15 protein-coding genes are annotated in these 15785 nt (G+C 60.3%); 7 read left to right on the plus strand and 8 right to left on the minus strand.

Annotated elements, in window-relative coordinates; genetic code table 11:
- The first annotated feature begins 964 nt into the window (after positions 1 to 964).
- Positions 965 to 2122 carry a porin gene (locus KHO31_RS32840; RefSeq protein ID WP_201077933.1) on the plus strand — a complete coding sequence of 386 codons (1158 nt, stop codon included), beginning with the start codon at positions 965 to 967 and terminating at the stop codon, positions 2120 to 2122.
- Between the two features lie 220 nt (positions 2123 to 2342).
- Complete coding sequence (locus KHO31_RS32845; protein ID WP_201085202.1) at positions 2343 to 2696, plus strand: transposase; 354 nt, start codon at positions 2343 to 2345, stop codon at positions 2694 to 2696.
- A 97-nt stretch (positions 2697 to 2793) separates the two neighbouring features.
- Here KHO31_RS32845 and KHO31_RS32850 read toward each other — a convergent pair whose 3' ends face one another.
- Positions 2794 to 4353, minus strand: coding sequence for a methyl-accepting chemotaxis protein (locus tag KHO31_RS32850; protein WP_201077939.1), 1560 nt, complete (start codon positions 4351 to 4353; stop codon positions 2794 to 2796).
- Between the two features lie 248 nt (positions 4354 to 4601).
- Entirely contained in the window at positions 4602 to 5348 is a 747-nt protein-coding gene (locus tag KHO31_RS32855) for a Crp/Fnr family transcriptional regulator (protein ID WP_201077941.1), read from the minus strand.
- A gap of 156 nt (positions 5349 to 5504) precedes the next feature.
- On the opposite strand from KHO31_RS32855, the gene KHO31_RS32860 reads away from it, so the two are divergent.
- Positions 5505 to 7136 carry an acyl-CoA synthetase gene (locus KHO31_RS32860; protein WP_201085203.1) on the plus strand — a complete coding sequence of 544 codons (1632 nt, stop codon included), beginning with the start codon at positions 5505 to 5507 and terminating at the stop codon, positions 7134 to 7136.
- Between the two features lie 96 nt (positions 7137 to 7232).
- Here KHO31_RS32860 and KHO31_RS32865 read toward each other — a convergent pair whose 3' ends face one another.
- From KHO31_RS32865 to KHO31_RS32875, 3 genes are all read right to left on the minus strand, one after another.
- Positions 7233 to 7457 (minus strand): hypothetical protein, encoded by a 225-nt coding sequence (locus KHO31_RS32865; RefSeq protein WP_201077945.1) that lies wholly within the window; start codon positions 7455 to 7457, stop codon positions 7233 to 7235.
- Between the two features lie 288 nt (positions 7458 to 7745).
- A complete protein-coding gene (locus KHO31_RS32870; RefSeq protein ID WP_012428559.1) occupies positions 7746 to 7949 on the minus strand; it encodes a cold-shock protein in 204 nt (67 codons plus the stop codon).
- A gap of 298 nt (positions 7950 to 8247) precedes the next feature.
- Positions 8248 to 8883, minus strand: coding sequence for a LysE family translocator (locus KHO31_RS32875; RefSeq protein WP_201077947.1), 636 nt, complete (start codon positions 8881 to 8883; stop codon positions 8248 to 8250).
- A gap of 452 nt (positions 8884 to 9335) precedes the next feature.
- On the opposite strand from KHO31_RS32875, the gene KHO31_RS32880 reads away from it, so the two are divergent.
- Positions 9336 to 9599, plus strand: a complete 264-nt coding sequence (locus tag KHO31_RS32880; protein WP_201077949.1) for an H-NS family nucleoid-associated regulatory protein — start codon at positions 9336 to 9338, stop codon at positions 9597 to 9599.
- A 205-nt stretch (positions 9600 to 9804) separates the two neighbouring features.
- On the opposite strand, the gene pcaG is transcribed toward KHO31_RS32880, so the two are convergent.
- Entirely contained in the window at positions 9805 to 10392 is a 588-nt protein-coding gene (gene pcaG / locus KHO31_RS32885; RefSeq protein WP_201077951.1) for a protocatechuate 3,4-dioxygenase subunit alpha, read from the minus strand.
- Positions 10393 to 10395: 3 nt separating this feature from the next.
- Positions 10396 to 11100: a protocatechuate 3,4-dioxygenase subunit beta gene (gene pcaH / locus KHO31_RS32890; RefSeq protein ID WP_201108662.1), complete on the minus strand. Its 705-nt coding sequence runs from the start codon at positions 11098 to 11100 to the stop codon at positions 10396 to 10398.
- A 107-nt stretch (positions 11101 to 11207) separates the two neighbouring features.
- Between pcaH and pcaQ the strand changes: the two genes are divergently transcribed.
- The gene (pcaQ, locus tag KHO31_RS32895; protein ID WP_201077955.1) at positions 11208 to 12206 is read left to right on the plus strand and encodes a pca operon transcription factor PcaQ; all 999 of its coding nucleotides are present in this window, start codon (positions 11208 to 11210) and stop codon (positions 12204 to 12206) included.
- Between the two features lie 274 nt (positions 12207 to 12480).
- Positions 12481 to 13614: a 4-hydroxyphenylpyruvate dioxygenase family protein gene (locus KHO31_RS32900; RefSeq protein WP_201077964.1), complete on the plus strand. Its 1134-nt coding sequence runs from the start codon at positions 12481 to 12483 to the stop codon at positions 13612 to 13614.
- 7 nt (positions 13615 to 13621) lie between these two features.
- Here KHO31_RS32900 and KHO31_RS32905 read toward each other — a convergent pair whose 3' ends face one another.
- Positions 13622 to 14554 carry a LysR substrate-binding domain-containing protein gene (locus KHO31_RS32905; RefSeq protein WP_201077966.1) on the minus strand — a complete coding sequence of 311 codons (933 nt, stop codon included), beginning with the start codon at positions 14552 to 14554 and terminating at the stop codon, positions 13622 to 13624.
- Positions 14555 to 14722: 168 nt separating this feature from the next.
- On the opposite strand from KHO31_RS32905, the gene KHO31_RS32910 reads away from it, so the two are divergent.
- A complete protein-coding gene (locus KHO31_RS32910) occupies positions 14723 to 15760 on the plus strand; it encodes a DUF1338 domain-containing protein (RefSeq protein WP_236559937.1) in 1038 nt (345 codons plus the stop codon).
- Positions 15761 to 15785 lie beyond the last annotated feature (25 nt).

A 15785-nucleotide genomic window follows, 5' to 3' on the forward strand; every position in this document is an offset into this window, starting at 1 on the left:
GAGCGCCGACGACTACGAGGCGCTGCTACCCTGGAAGCTGGGCAAGCGGGAGCACGAAAAAAACGTCTAGGTCAAGTCTGCGGGAGGGACGTGCTTCGCTGATCGCTTACGCTATTAATCTGGTTGTGCCGCTTCCAGATTTATTTCGAAATGAAATCTGCGAACCCGCTATTGAGCATGCGCCTCCTTCGGCAGCTTCACCGCTTCCACAGTGATCCGTAAGGGCCGACGACCGGAATGTAGGGAAAATCCGTGTAAAAAAACGCACGGTTGTACCGTTAGATGAATACGGAAGGCTGTTCGATGTACGCCGTCCGCTTTCAGCACGGGTCTTTGCCACGCGGCGGCCGGCGCCGCAGTTCACCTCCGGGCAATGCCCGTGCTGAAGACTTCCCGTCATGAAGAGCGCGAATTCGGGATCGCATTTAATTGCAGCTAATGCATAGATTCGCTATGCGGAGTATCCCCGCAATATCCAGCGCGTTAAATCGCCGACTGCATTAAACCAATTAAGTTCCCATTTTTCCAAAATAAATTTACACCGCGTTGAGTTGAACCTATCGTAATTGCCTGATTTTCGGGCAATCAGGCGTCTCTCATTTTTCAAACGTTCCGACCCGACTGCGTCGCGCATATTAAATGCTGTTGCATACACACAACTTTAATATTGATATGTTGCAAAGAACTTCTGTCCAGAGCATGCATACTGCCGCCCTTATTTTGCGATAAATGTCTGAAAAATAAAGACTTAATGCCAGACCCGATTTGATTGTTGCGGATTCTGAAAAATCCTGTTGCGTAAATTGCGGGCGTCGCTACTAGGGTCTCCCCCTACACTCACGCTTCGTTTGAAGGGTGCCCGGCTGATCCGAAACGGTTCGGCCAAGGGCGGCAGCGAGTGATGGTTGTGCTGCTGAGGCAGGTCCCGCTCCCCGCGTAAATTTATCGAACTGGAGTCCCACGCATGAAAAAGAATCTCATCGTTGTTGCGGTTGCCGCATCGTTCGCATCTGTCGCTCACGCACAAAGCAGCGTGACCCTGTATGGTCTGTTGGACGCAGGCCTGACGTACACCAGCAACGTCGCCCCCGCCAACGGCGTCGGCCACGGCAACGCAAAGTGGGCAGCGGGTAACGGCGGCATCAACCAAAGCATGTTCGGTCTGCGTGGTTCGGAAGACCTGGGCGGCGGTCTGAAGGCAATCTTCACGTTGGAAAGCGGCTTCAATATCGGCAACGGCAAGTTCGCTAACAACAACGGCATGTTCAACCGCCAAGCGTTTGTCGGTCTGTCGAGCGCGCAATTCGGTACGGTCACGCTGGGTCGTCAATACGACGCAGCACAAGACTACCTGGCACCGCTGACCGCAACGGGCAGCTGGGGCGGCACGTACTTCGCTCACCCGTTCAACAACGACAACCTGAGCACGAACGGCGGCTACGCAGTCAACAACTCGATCAAGTACTCGAGCGCTAACTACGCTGGCTTCACGTTCGGCGGCACGTACGGCTTCTCGAACCAGGCTGGTGCATTCGCAAACAACCGCGAATACAGCGTTGGTGCTGCATACCAGTGGCAAGGTCTGCGTTTGGGCGCTGCTTACGCACAGCAAAACAACCCGGGTGCAACGAACGCAGCAGGCGCAAGCAACGGCGGTGCTTCGGACGGTTCGATCCTGGGCCTCGCTGGCAACTTCCGTCAGCGTGAATTCGGTGCAGCAGGTTCGTACTCGTTTGGCCCGGCTACGGTTGGTCTGGCATGGACGCAATCGCGTGAGGACAACGCTATTGGCGGAAAATCGCTGAGCGCTAACAACTACGAAGTCAACGGCAAGTACAACGTGACCCCGGCTCTGGGCTTGGGCGTTGCTTACACGTTCACGGACGCCAAGGGTTACGGCGCTGCCGTGGACGGCGGTACGCCGTCGGTTCGCTTCCACCAGATCGGTCTGCAAGCTGACTACTCGCTGTCGCGTCGTACGGACGTCTACGCTCAAGCTGTGTACCAGCACGCAATGGGCGACGGCGGTGTTGCTTCGATCTACAGCGGCGACAACATGCAAATGCCGTCGTCGTCGAAGAACCAGACGGCTGCTACGGTCGGTCTGCGTCACCGCTTCTAAGCTTCAGCAGAAGAAGCTTGTTGTTGCAGAAAAGGTGCCGTTCGCGGCACCTTTTTTTATGGGCGCGCCACTTTGTGAATTCTGACAATTGCGCACGAGAGTCTGACAATAATTGACTTTCAGGAAAGCGCGCTTGCGGTAGTCTGAAACGATTGGTCTATGGACATTATTTTTTCGCTGCGACGCTGACAAGTATTCAGCAGATGCGCGTTCTTACTGCATGGATACTCCCGCTTCAAACCCGCCAGCACGCTCGCCATCCATTCGGGATCTCACCGACGAGCAATGGCATCGCATCGTGCCGCTCCTGCCTGAAATGAAAGACCATGGTCCTCGGCGCGGCCGTCCCAGCAACGACATCCGTTGCGTGGTGAACAGCGTGCTGTGGATACTGCATACGGGCAATCCGTGGCACGCAATGCCCGATCGGTATGCGCCTTACCAGACTGCGCATCGCTACTATCTGCGCTGGAAGAATTCAGGTGTGCTGGCCAGCATCGCGTTCGCGCTATTCGGTACCGACGCCATGTTGGCACGGCCTGTCTCTCGCAGGAGCGACGTGCGCACTGCGTAGCCGGCCAGGGACTGCATCGGCATCACAAACGAAAAGACCGTCATCCGGTATCAGGATGACGGTCTGTTTTAATCGGACGCATAGGCGCGCCGCTCAATCACGCATGTTGTTCGACCTTGAACACTGCAACCGCATTTCGCAGACGTTCAGTCTGCTCATCGAGTGAACCTGCCGCAGCCGCAGCCTGCTCGACTAGCGCAGCATTGCGCTGCGTCACGTCGTCCATCTGACGGATCGCGAGATTGACTTCGCCGATGCCCGAGCTTTGCTCCTTGGAGGCGGCCGAGATCTCGTTCATGATCGCCGTCACGCGGCGTACGGCGTCGACCACCTCGCCGATCGTGCTGCCTGCCTTGCCTGCCAGTGTCGAGCCTTCGCCGACCTGAGCGACCGACTGATCGATCAGCACCTTGATCTCCTTGGCTGCCGTCGCGCTGCGCTGCGCGAGATTGCGCACTTCGCCCGCGACGACTGCGAAGCCGCGGCCTTCTTCGCCGGCGCGTGCCGCTTCCACCGCTGCGTTCAGCGCCAGGATATTGGTCTGGAACGCGATGCCTTCGATCACGCTGATGATCTCGCCGATCTTGCGCGAACTATCGGTGATGCCGGCCATTTTCTCGACGACGTCGTTGACGACCTGGCCGCCGCGCGCGGCGATATTCGATGCATCCGTCGCGAGTTCCGACGCGGTCGCCGCGTTGTCGGCGTTCTGCGTGACGGTCTTGGTGAGTTCGTCCATGCTGGCGGCGGTCTGCTGCAACGAAGCCGCCTGTTCCTCAGTTCGGCTCGACAGGTCCAGATTGCCCGCGGCAATCTCTTTCGAGGCGACCGTGATCGTCTCCGCGGACGTCTTGATCCGCGCGACGGTCGCGCCCAATTGATTGCGCATCTCGCGCAGCGAGAACAGCAGGCTCGACGTGTCGTCGCGACGCAGGTCGATATGAGTGGCGAGATCGCCGCGTGCGATCTGCATGGCAATCTCCGCCGCTGAGGAAGGCTCCCCGCCGATCGAGCGCGATACGTTGCGCACCACGCGCGAGGCCACGAACGACACCAGCACACCCAGCAGCACCAGCATGCCGGCTGAACGCTCGAGGGTTGCGTAGAACTGCGCCTGAATGTCGTCCATATAAGCACCGGCGATGAAGTCCCAGTTCCACGGGGTGAAGCGTTTCACGTAGCCGATCTTTTCGCTCGGTGCTGTTTCACCGGGTTTCGGCCACCAGTAGCGCAAATAGCCTGCGCCGCCCGCCGAGCCCCCTGCCTGGGCGATGTCGTGATACAGCGCATTGCCTTTGGCGTCGCGAAAGCCGCTCATGTCCTTGCCGTTCAGCTTCGGGCTCATTGGATGGGTCACCATCACCGAATCGCTGCGCACAATTGTCACGTAGCCTGATGTGCCATAACGCTGCGTGTTGATGTGGGCGATGGCTTGCTGTTTGGCCTCATCGACCGGGAGCTTGCCCGCGTCGGCCAGCTTCGCGTAGTCCGCGGCGATCGAAACCGCCATGTCGGTGACGTCGGCCAGATCCGCGCGCCGTGCGTCCATCTGGGCGTTTCGTGCATCGAATGCGTTCACAACGGTAACGATCAGGAGCGCCGCCCAGCAAAGTAGTATCGGCACCCACAGTTTCTGTTTCAGTGTCAGACGGTTCATTATCGGCTTCGACAATACGTTGAACTCGGAATAGAGAGGGGCTGCAATCTGCGTTGCATAGTCGGCATAACGGCTGTTGCCGCGGATTCTTTATTCGGGCATCCGAAATTCCGGCCTGGAGCGTGAATGTCCGGCCTGAAGCGGCCGATGAAAAACGGGAAAAATCGGGGAAAGTGGGACCAAACCCGTAGAAAATCGCAGGAAACCGCGAACAAGCCGCGATAGGCAGCCGGTCGCCCGCGCCGCCGCTAAATCTGCTCCTGACCAAACGCGCACAAGCGGTCGAGGTCCAGCACGTCGATCTGGTTGTACGAGAGGCGCAAGATCTGCAGCCTTTCGAGGTTTTGCAGTGCCTGGTTGATCCGTTGCCGAGACACGCCTGCCAGCAGGCCGACTTCTTCCTGCGAAATGGCCAGCGTGCGTCCGGTGTCGGGATAGAGGTCCGGATTGAACAGTTGCGCGAGGGATTGGGCGACGCGCGCGTCGACGTCCAGCAGCCGGCTATTTTGGATCGACGCGATGAATTCGCCCATGCGGTTGTTCAGTTGCCGGATCACAAAACCGGTGAACGGCAGGCTCGAGTCGAGCAGAGCATGGAACGTCTCGGACGGCACGAACATCACGAGCGAAGGCTGAATGGCGGCCACGTCGTATTTGCGCAATTCACGCTTGATCACGCTGCCTTCGCCGAACCAGCCGCCGGGCGGCACGCCGGAAAGCGTACAACTGCGTCCTGAGGCGTTGTAGATGGCGAGTTTGATGAGGCCGGAATGGACGCCGATCCAGAAGTCCGACGGCTCCTGGCGGCGCGCGATCCATGCGCCGCCTTCCAGACGCTCCGCGTACGCGGTGGCGAGGACGATGGCCTGATGCTCGGTGGCGAGCGCCCTGAACCAGGCGCAGGTGGCAAACAGCCGCGGCAGATCGGCGCGCGGCACCCGTTCAGGCCGGTGCGTGCGGGCGTCTGCGAAGGCGGGGAGCGAAGCGTCATCCATAAGCGGCTGGCGGGGCGTATGAGGGTAAAGTCGGTTGAGGGGGCAAGGCGCGCCACTCTGTCATTTGAATGACAGACAGTTCACCATGACAGTTGCTAGGCTAGTTCATCCATCAGAAAAGACGACGGCGCGGCCAGCGCCTCAGGAGACAAGGCGATGAAGCACATGTTCGAAGAAGGCCTCCAACGGCGCGAGGCCAATTATGTCCCGCTGACACCCATCGATTTCATCGTACGCGCAGCGGAAGTCTACGGTGACCGGCCAGCGGTCGTCCATGGGGAGATTCGCCGTAACTGGCGCGAAACCTATGAGCGCGCGCGGCGTCTGGCCAGCGCGTTGCGACAGGCTGGTATCGAACGCGGCGACACGGTTGCCGCTTTGCTGCCGAACATTCCTCCGATGATAGAAGCGCATTTCGGCGTGCCGATGGCCGGGGCCGTGCTCAATACGCTGAATACGCGGCTCGATGTGTCGTCGCTGCTGTTCATGTTGCGTCATGGCGAGGCGAAGGCGTTGATCGTCGATACGGAGTACAGCGAATTGGCGCACCGCGCCGCGCTGGAATTCCCCGAGTTGCGGGTGATCAGCGTGGCCGATGCGATGCCCGCCGACACGGACAAGTTCATCCGCGCAACCGACTATGAAGCGTTCTTGCAAACCGGCGACCCCGAGTTCGTCTGGACTCAGCCTGCCGACGAGTGGGATGCGATTGCGCTGAACTACACATCGGGCACAACCGGCGACCCGAAGGGCGTGGTCTATCACCACCGCGGCGCTTATCTGAATGCGCTCAGCAATATCCTCGAATGGGATATGCCCAAGCATGCGGTTTACCTATGGACCTTGCCGCTCTTTCACTGCAACGGCTGGTGTTTCCCATGGACCGTCGCCGCGCGTGCCGGCGTCAACGTCTGTCTACGCAAATTCGATGCGAAAACGGTGTTCGACCTGATCCGCCGCGAAGGCATCACGCATTATTGCGGCGCGCCGATCGTGCAAAGCGCGCTCGCGAATGCGCCCGCCGAGTGGCGCGATGGCATTACGCATCCTGTGTCGACCATGGTGGCGGGCGCGGCGCCCGCGCCGGCGGTGATCGCCAAGATGAAGGAGATCGGTTTCGATCTGACGCACGTGTACGGACTCACCGAGACCTACGGCCCGGCTGCGGTCTGTGCGAAACAGGAGGAATGGGACACGCTCGACGACAACGCGCGCGCCGAAATGAACGCGCGGCAAGGTGTGCGCTACCACCTGCAGGCAGCTGTAACGGTGCTCGATCCGGACACGCTCGCGCCAGTGCCCGACGACGGTGAAACGCTTGGCGAGATCATGTTCCGCGGCAACATCTGCATGAAGGGCTATCTGAAGAACGAGCGTGCCACGGAAGCGACCTTCCTCGGTGGCTGGTTCCATACCGGGGACCTCGGCGTGCGGATGCCTGACGGCTATATCCGTATCCGTGATCGCAGCAAGGACATCATCATTTCGGGCGGCGAGAACATTTCGAGCATCGAGGTCGAAGACACGCTGTACCGTCACCCTGCGGTCTCTGTTGCCGCCGTAGTGGCGATGGACGATCCGAAGTGGGGCGAGGTACCCTGCGCCTTCGTCGAGCTCAAGGAGGGCGCTCAGGTGAGCGCAGAAGAGATCATTGCGCACTGCCGGCTGTTTCTTGCGGGATACAAGCTGCCCAAGGCGGTGCGCTTCGGCGAATTGCCGAAGACGTCGACGGGAAAGATTCAAAAGTTCGAATTGCGCGCGCGGATCAAGGCGGAAGAAACCGAATAGACCGCGCGCGATGGTCTAGCGCGCCAGGTGGCGCGCTATGGGGTGCTGAACGATGCAAGCGCGGGGTCCCCCGCGCGCATCAGGTTCGACTCGCGCTTAACCGCGCGTGTCGACCCAGCGGCGTGCCCAGCGTGCCGAGTGCTGCAGTGCCTGTTCTTCGTTCGGGAAGTAGTCGAGCGAATAGAATTGGTAGCGCCCTTCGGCCCGCGCGCTGTCGGCGCGTTCGAGCAGCAGGTTGGATGAAAAGCTACCGTCGGGCAAACGATGCGCCGAGGGTTTGACGGCATAGCCGTTGTAATGATGAATATGTTTGTTTTGCATTTTATATTTTAATAATGTTCGAGTGCGCGCCTGCCGTGCGAGCCGTTATACGGGTCACGCGGACGAGCCGATTCAAGCCATTGCGAGCCGAATCCAAACGCAGTCGGAAAGCTAAAAAGGGCGTTAAAGCCAGAGGGGAGAATGAGGTGCAACGAGGCGTTTGGCGCTTGGGCTAGCTGCTGAACAACACATGCAGCTAAAAGCGATCGCGCCAACTGTGGGAGACAAAGCTCCGCGAGGATGTCGCTGCAGCCCGATGTCCGTTGCCGGACACCGAGCCCTTCAAACTTACAGCGGCTTGATGTTAGCCGCTTGCAGACCCTTCGGGCCTTGCTTCGTTTCGAAGCTCACCTTCTGATTTTCAGCCAGCGTCTTGAAGCCGTCGCCGCTGATTTCGGAGAAGTGCGCGAACAGGTCGTCGCCGCCCTTGTCCGGGGTGATGAAGCCAAAGCCTTTGCTGTCGTTGAACCACTTAACGGTACCGGTATCCATGAAGAATCCTTGAGTAAAAATAGAAAAATTTGCTCTGTTGAGGAGCGCGTGAAGCGTCAAGGAGGGAGAGGACAACGAATACCGCTGAGGAGCGAGACATTGATGAACAGCAATCGAACTTCTTGAACTTCGAATGCCACAATAACCGCCGGGGCATGCCAGCGTCAACACTTATCTTGTAACTGTTTTGTTATGGGCCTTGTTTGTGTATGCCGGGCGCGTGGTGATACGGTCCTCGTTAGCGGCGTACCGTGCCGTGCGGGACGGCACGGTACGGCTCTCAAGCCGGGTTTCCGTTTCAGATGCCTACTTTGTGGGCCGTCAGAATCAGGCGCAAGCCGAGCGCGGTAACCGCGCTTGCGGCGACGCGATCGATCCAGGCCTTCCACTGCAGATAGATTTCGCGCGGCCGTTTGCTCGAAAAGCACAAGGCGACCACGGTGTACCAGCCGGCTTCAATGGCGAAGATCGCCGGGGGCAACGCAAAGTAGCACCACAGCGGCGGATGTTGCGGAAGCAAGGCCGCGAAGATACTACCGTAGTAAACCGCTGTTTTCGGATTGCTGAGTTGTGTACTCAAACCGATCCAGAAGGATTTGCGCACATTGGTGGTGGCGGCTTGCGTTGCATCGAACGCGAGTGGTTTGGCCGCACCGCGCCAGATCTTCGTTGCAAGATAGATCAGATAAAGGCCACCGGCCACTTTCAAGCCGACGTACAACCACTCGACTGTCGCCAGCAAGGTGTACAGACCGAGCAAGGCAATACCGCTGAAGAACACACCGCCGATGCCCATGCCGGCCGCCGTTGCGAGGCCATCTCCGCGCGAGAGTCCGATTGCATTGCGGGCAACGATGACGAAACTCGGTCCGGGGCTCATTGCGCCGAGCAGCAGTGCGGCCAGGATTGTGACGATGGCTGTCGAGGCGGGCATTGGGGTGTCTCCTACGGGTGGCGATGCAGGTCGGTGAAACATAGCATGAGAGAGCGAGGTTTTGTTTTTGGGCAGTGTTAATAGCATCAGTAAGTAATGAATAGCGCAGTGCCGAACGCAGCCTGAACGACAAAGAAAGTCCATGATCGCAGGCAAACAACCAGTTGCTGCAAGCAGCGGAAATTGGATGCTAGAATCGCTTTCCATACGCTGAAGCAGCCTCGGTGCGCCGGGGCCGATCAAGGGCGCGATCTGAGCCGTTTGCCGACGAATTCCCCGAAATCCAGGATTTATTGGGCATGGTTTCCAGATGCGGGTTGTCACGCATCGGGAGCGGCATCGTGAGTTCGATTTGCACTCAACCCATCTGAATCACGCATAGGCTTCGCGTTGTTTAGCGAAGCCTTTGTTTTTTCCAACGCGAGCATTATCAGCCGCGAAACCGGTACGTTATGAAACAGCGAGAAGAACAACGGCTGTTCGACCTCGACGGGAATGCGCGTGAGCGCCTCATCGTGTGGATCCGCCGACGCATGGACGAATACGGCATTACGACGGAAGCGCTCGCCGATTCGATCGAAGCAGATAAAGCCGCGACCCCGGCCGTGCTGTATCGCGACGCCTACGGTAATACGTGGGACGGCCGTGGCGATAAACCTGATTGGCTCGCGCGCGCAATCTACGCCGGACAGAACATCGACCACTTCCGTTGTTAAGACTGCGAGTTATGTTGAATTGCTTCGGTATCCACACTGAAAGCCGCGGTGTTCTTTGAAGTGAGCGTTTGTTGCCGTGCAGGTGCAAAGACCAAAAAAAAGCCCGCGCGGGGCGGGCTTAACTACTCGGAGTTTCGCGATCCAGTCGCTAGACGGATCATCTTCAGTTTATGTGAAAGCTATATGAAAGTATAGAAAATCCGTGTTAGAGGTCGAAAAACACGGTTTCCCTGTCACCCTGCATGTAGATATCGAACCGGTACACATTGGCCGTATTCGGTTCGCGACGCGCGATCAGCGTGCCACGCCGGTCCGCCGGAACTGCTGCCAGCACGGCATCCCGTTCATTAGCCTCGGCTTCGTCCTCGAAATAGATGCGCGTGAAGGTGTGCAGCAGCATGCCACGCATTGTCACGATCACATTCAGATGCGGCGCTTCGTCCGGGCTGGCGCGCCCGGGCTTCACCGTTTCAACGATAAACCGTTTGTGCGGATCCGTCCCCGTTCCGACGCGGGCGAAGCCATGGAACCCCGTCTTCAGGATTTCCTCGCGTGATTCCGGATAGTGACCTTGCGCGTCCACCTGTGACATTTCCAGCATTGCATCGCCGATTACCTTGCCGTCGCCGTCGAACACCTGGCCGACGATCGTGATGTGCTCGCCGGCCGCTTCACGGTCGGCCAGAACCGGCGTAAACAGGCTCTTGAAGTCGAAATCATATTGTTGCGGGCACAGACCGTAGGCGAAGTACGGTCCAACCGTTTGCGACGGCGTTTGCTTGAGGGTCGTCATGGCTTAGCGCTCCATCGGGGTTTCGTTGCGGCCGCGCAGCACGATGTCGAAGTCGTAGCCGAGCGCATAGGCCTCCTGCGTCGTATCGAGCGAGAAGTTTGCAATCAGGCGGTCGCGTGCGTGCTCAGGCGTGCCCTGGAAAATCGGGTCGAAGGCCAGCAGCGGATCGCCGGGGAAGTACATCTGCGTGACGAGGCGCGAGCCGAAATGGTCGCCGAACAGCGAGAAGTGAATATGGTTCGGACGCCACGCGTTCGGGTGATTGCCCCAAGGGTAAGCGCCCGGTTTGATCGTCAGAAAGCGATAGCGGCCTTCGTTGTCGGTGACGCAGCGGCCGGCGCCGAGGAAGTTCGGGTCGAGCGGCGCGTCGTGCTGATCGTTCTTGTGCACATAGCGGCCGGCCGCATTCGCTTGCCAGATCTCAACCAGTGTATTGCGCACCGGACGGCCGCCTTCGTCGAGCACACGGCCCGTCACGATGATGCGTTCGCCGAGCGGCTCGCCATTGCGCACCGCATTGCGCGTCAGATCGTGATCGAGCGCGCCGAGGTCGTCCGTGCCGTAGACCGGCACGCGCTGGTCATGCAGCTTTTCCTTCAACGGAATCAGCGGGCGCGTCGGGCCGCGTTTGACCGATGAACCGTAGCCGGGATAGATGTAGGCAGGATGGGACGCGAAATCGCGCGTGGTGAGAAAGGACTCGTCCATCAGTGTCTCCTTCGGGGAATTGTGGGATACAGCGTATGGAGCGACTTTATCTAACCTGGAAGGTTATGCAAAATGACGTTTTCGCCCATTTCGTATAACCTCTCGTTATGCAACGCAGCCTCGCGGACAGCCGCGTCAAATTCCGTCATCTCCAATGCTTTCTGGCCGTCGCACAGTTTGGCAGCGTGCAGCGGGCCGCTGAAAGCCTGTCCATCACGCAGCCCGCGGTTTCCAAGACGGTCGCCGAGCTGGAAGCGATTCTCGGTGTGAAGCTGTTCGAGCGCGGCCGCCACGGCGCCGTGCCGACCCGCGAGGGGCAGCTGTTCATGCCACATGCGAGCGCCTGTGTCAGTGCGTTGCGGCAGGGCGTCGATTTGCTGGCGCGCGCGGAAGGCGCCGCCGCGGCCACGCTGGAGATCGGCATTCTGCCGACCGTCGCGCCTGCGCTGATGCCACCGGTGCTGAAGCTGTTCGCCGCGCTTTGGCCGCGTGTGATCGTGCGCCTTGCCACCGGCGCCAACCCCGAATTGCTTGAACGCCTCAAGGCCGGCACGATCGAGTTTGCGATCGGGCGCCTGGCGGACCCGGAACGGATGGTCGGGCTGAGTTTTGAGCAGCTTTTCAACGAGCCGTTGATTGCCGTGGTGCGTGCCGGGCACCCGTTGGCGTTGGGAACCGGCTTGCCGGCCACGTCCCTGGAGGATTTTCCGGTGGTGCTGCCGCCGTTCGGCACGCTGATCCGGCAATCGGCTGAGAGCTTGCTGAACGCGTGGGGTGTGCCGCCGTTGTCGGGGTTTGTCGAAGTGCTGTCGGTGTCGACGGGGCGCGCGTTGACGCTCGAGAACGACGCAGTGTGGTTCGTGCCGTTGAGCGCAATCGAATATGAACTGGCGCATGGCATGTTGGTGCGGTTGCCTTTGCCGTTCGCGGGCACCGGCGAGCCCGTGGGGCTGATCCGGCGCTCGGACACGCAGCCGTCGCCAGTGGGTCGGGCGTTCATCGATGCCGTGCGCGAGGTCGCGCAGCAGCGCATGGCGGCGGCTGCGGGCAAACCTGCGGCCAAACGCGCGCCGAAACGCAGCCGCGGCAGCACGTCCAAGGTCTAAGGCATACCGCGCAGCGGCGCGGGAGCCGCGAGAGACGCAAAAGACGCACGACTCCACCCGATTCGCCACGCGTGAACCATTCAGTACAAAATGAAGGTTGCGAACGCCCTGCAACCCGGTGTACAAACACGGTGCAAAAGCCATCGCGGGCTGCATTGCTGCGGCACACCACACATGTGATGTCACACTGCGGGTGCTTGACTGCGTGCACCGAACAGCAGAAACATCACGAACAGTCAGAACAGCGTTTGAAAGTCTGTACAAGGAGATTGCCATGCCCAGCGACTTGCCCACTCCAGACGTCGCGCTGCGCGCCGTGGCGGCACCTGAGCACAATCCGCTCGGCACCGCCGGCCTCGAATTCGTAGAGTTCGCCTCGCGCGAGCCGAAGGCGCTCGGCGAAACTTTCACGAAACTCGGCTTCAAGGCGATCGCGCGCCATATCAGCAAGGACGTCACGTTGTATCGGCAGGGTGAGATGCATTTCCTGATCAACGCCGAGCCGGATTCGTTTGCCGAGCGCTACGCGGAGGAATACGGCGCGGGCATTTGCGCGATCGGCATTCGCGTGGCCAACGCGCAGCGCGCCTTCGACCGCGCGATCGAACTCGGCGCGTGGGCGTTCGAAGGCGAACGCCTCGGCGCGGGCGAACTGCTGATTCCGGCGATCCAGGGCATTGGCGATTCTCATATCTATTTCGTCGACCGTTGGCGCGGCCGGGGCGGCCAGCGCGGCGGCCTCGGCGACATCTCGATCTTCGATATCGACTTCCGTCCGATCGAGATCGACACCGCGCACGCCGATTTGAGTCACGCAGGCACCGGCCTCGTCGCGGTCGATCATCTGACGCAGACGGTCGGCGAGGGCCGGATGCAGGAGTGGCTCGACTTCTATCGCGACCTGCTCAACTTCCGTGAGATTCACGAACTGCACGCGAACTGGCATGTGTCGGCGGAATCGCGTGTGATGGTGTCGCCGTGCGGCGCGATCCGCGTGCCTTTGTATGAAGAAGGCACGCGCCGCACGAATCTGATGCATGAGTACCTGCCGGATCATCCGGGCGAAGGCGTGCAACACATCGCGCTGGCCACCGACGACATCTTTGCGTGCGTCGAGCAACTCATGGCGAATGGCGTCGAATTCGTCGAGCCGCCGCCGCGCTATTACGAGCAACTCGATGCGCGCCTGCCGGGTCATGGGCTCGATGTCGAGCGGCTCAAGCGCACGCATGTTCTGGTGGATGGCGAGATCGGCGCCGACGGGGTGCCGCTGCTGTTCTTTCAGACCTTTGTGCGGCGGGGTGCCGGTGAGATCTTCTTCGAGATCGTGCAGCGGCAAGGGCATCACGGCTTTGGCGAAGGCAATCTGAGTGCGTTGGCGCAGGCACGCGAGCAAGCCGGCGCCTAGCGCTGCATCAATCGGTATCGGGATCGCCGGCCAGCTCAGGATTCACCGCGCTGTATGCCGCCGCCTCCCGCAACAGCCAATCGCGAAAGTTCGTGAGTGGCTTGCCGTGACTCAACTCGGTCGGATAGACGAGGTAGTAAGCCGAGTCGGCGACCGCGGGCGCGTCGAGCGGTATCACGAGTCCGAGCTGTTCGAGTTGCGCGTCGACGAAAAATCGCGGCACTAGCGCGATGCCGAGACCGGCCGCGGCGGCGCTGATCAGCATCGTGTGGAGTTCGTAGCGGACCCCTTGCATCGTCCGGTTATCGTCGACGCCGAGATTGGCGAACCACGAGGCCCAGCCGTCCGGCCGGGTGGTGGAATGCAGCAGTGGATAGTCCAGCAGATCGGCCGCTGTCTCCACAGGCCGTGCCAACAGACTTGCGGCACACACCGGCACGACTTCCTCGCTGAACAGAAAATCCGCCGACGTGCCCGGCCAGGTCGGTTTGCCGTAGTGAATCGCCGCTTCGAAATGTGTATCGGCGAACGGGAAGGTGCCGGTGCGCACGCCCATGTTGACCCGCACGTCCGGATACTGCGCGTTGAATGCCGCCAGCCGCGGAATCAGCCATTGAGATGCGAAGGTCGGCAGCACGGCCAGTTCCAGATAACCGCCGCCGCTGCCATGCGCAATGATCGACAGCGTGTCGCGGTCCAGCTGTTCCAGCGAGCGCCGCACCTGTGCGCTATAGACCTTGCCCGCCTTGGTCAGCACCACGCGCTGTTTGACGCGCACGAACAGCCGCACGCCGAGATTGCTCTCCAGCGTATTGATCTGCCGGGACACCGCGCTTTCGGTGAGGAAGAGCTCGCGCGCCGCATGCGTAAAGCTCTCGTGCCGCGCGGCGGCTTCGAAAGCGAGTAGCGCGCCCATGTTGGGGATCTTGAACTTTCGCACGATGATTCCAAAAACGCATCAAGTGGCGATTTTATCTCGCTTTACGGATGCGCCGTGAATTTGAATAATCTCGCATCCAACGATGCCGCGTTTGCGTCCCGAAGCCACGCCGGCAGGCCACCTTCAAACACACGAAAGCGTGCTCACCGCACTCCGCCCGGAACCGATATGCGAAACATCAAGAATGCGAATGTCGAACAACTGTTGCTGAAACTGCTCGGCGCTGAGAAAACCGCGAGGCTGTTCGCCACGTTGAACCATCCGCGGATTCTCAACGAATGGGAAGACGGCACCGTCACGCGGGCCGAGATGGCGCAAGCGATGAACATGGCGCTGTTCGAAGACTTGCTGGCGCGCTCGGCGAATGGCCGCCAGTACACGGAGGAGACGATCGCCGCCGGCGGCAGCGTCTATTTCGACCACGGCGCATTGCGCACGGTGCGCTGGGCAGCGAGTGGCGCGTTGCCACCGGGCGAAGCGGCTTTCGCGCGCATCCTGCGTCCGCTCGGCTTCAGCATCAACGGCCGCTATCCGCTCGATCGTCTCGGCATGACTGGCCGCGCCTGGGCGCACGAGGACGCCCCCGACGAGATTGCCCAGTTCTTCGTCAGCGAATTGCATCCCGAGCGTTTTTCGACGGATTTCCAGCAGGCGGTGACGAATGTGATCGGCGCCTCGCGTGACCCGTTAGCGCCGCAAGCCCTGAGCCAGTTGTGGGAGCTCGAACGCGAAGGCGTGCTGCCGCTCGAAGCGGCTCATGCGTTGCTGCCGGTGATCGTCGGCGCGTTCGCGCGTCAGCACGAGACGCCACGCGAAGCCGATTACGAAGTATTGTTGAAGGAGTCGGCGGAAATGGCGTGGATCGCGACCGAAGGCAACGCTTTCAATCACGCCACCGATCGCGTCGCGGACGTGTTCAAGCTCTCCGACGACGAAAAGGCGAAGGGTCGTCCGATGAAGCCGGAGGTTGAGCGTTCGCGTTCGGGCCGCGTGTTTCAGACCGCTTACCGTGCGGACATCGTGCGGCGCGAATTCCGCGCGGCTGACGGCAGCATCATGACGCGCGACGTGCCGGGTTCGTTCTATGAGTTCATCACGCGCAAGCGGACCTTCGATCAGGACGCGCGCCGCTGGGAAACGGACCTGCGTTTCGACGCGGGCAACGCACAGGGCATCTTCAAGATGACCGCGAGCCAGGCTGCGTGATGCTTAGGTCAGGCCATAGCGCGGA

Source organism: Paraburkholderia domus, assembly GCF_905220705.1.
Taxonomy (GTDB): Bacteria; Pseudomonadota; Gammaproteobacteria; order Burkholderiales; family Burkholderiaceae; genus Paraburkholderia; species Paraburkholderia domus.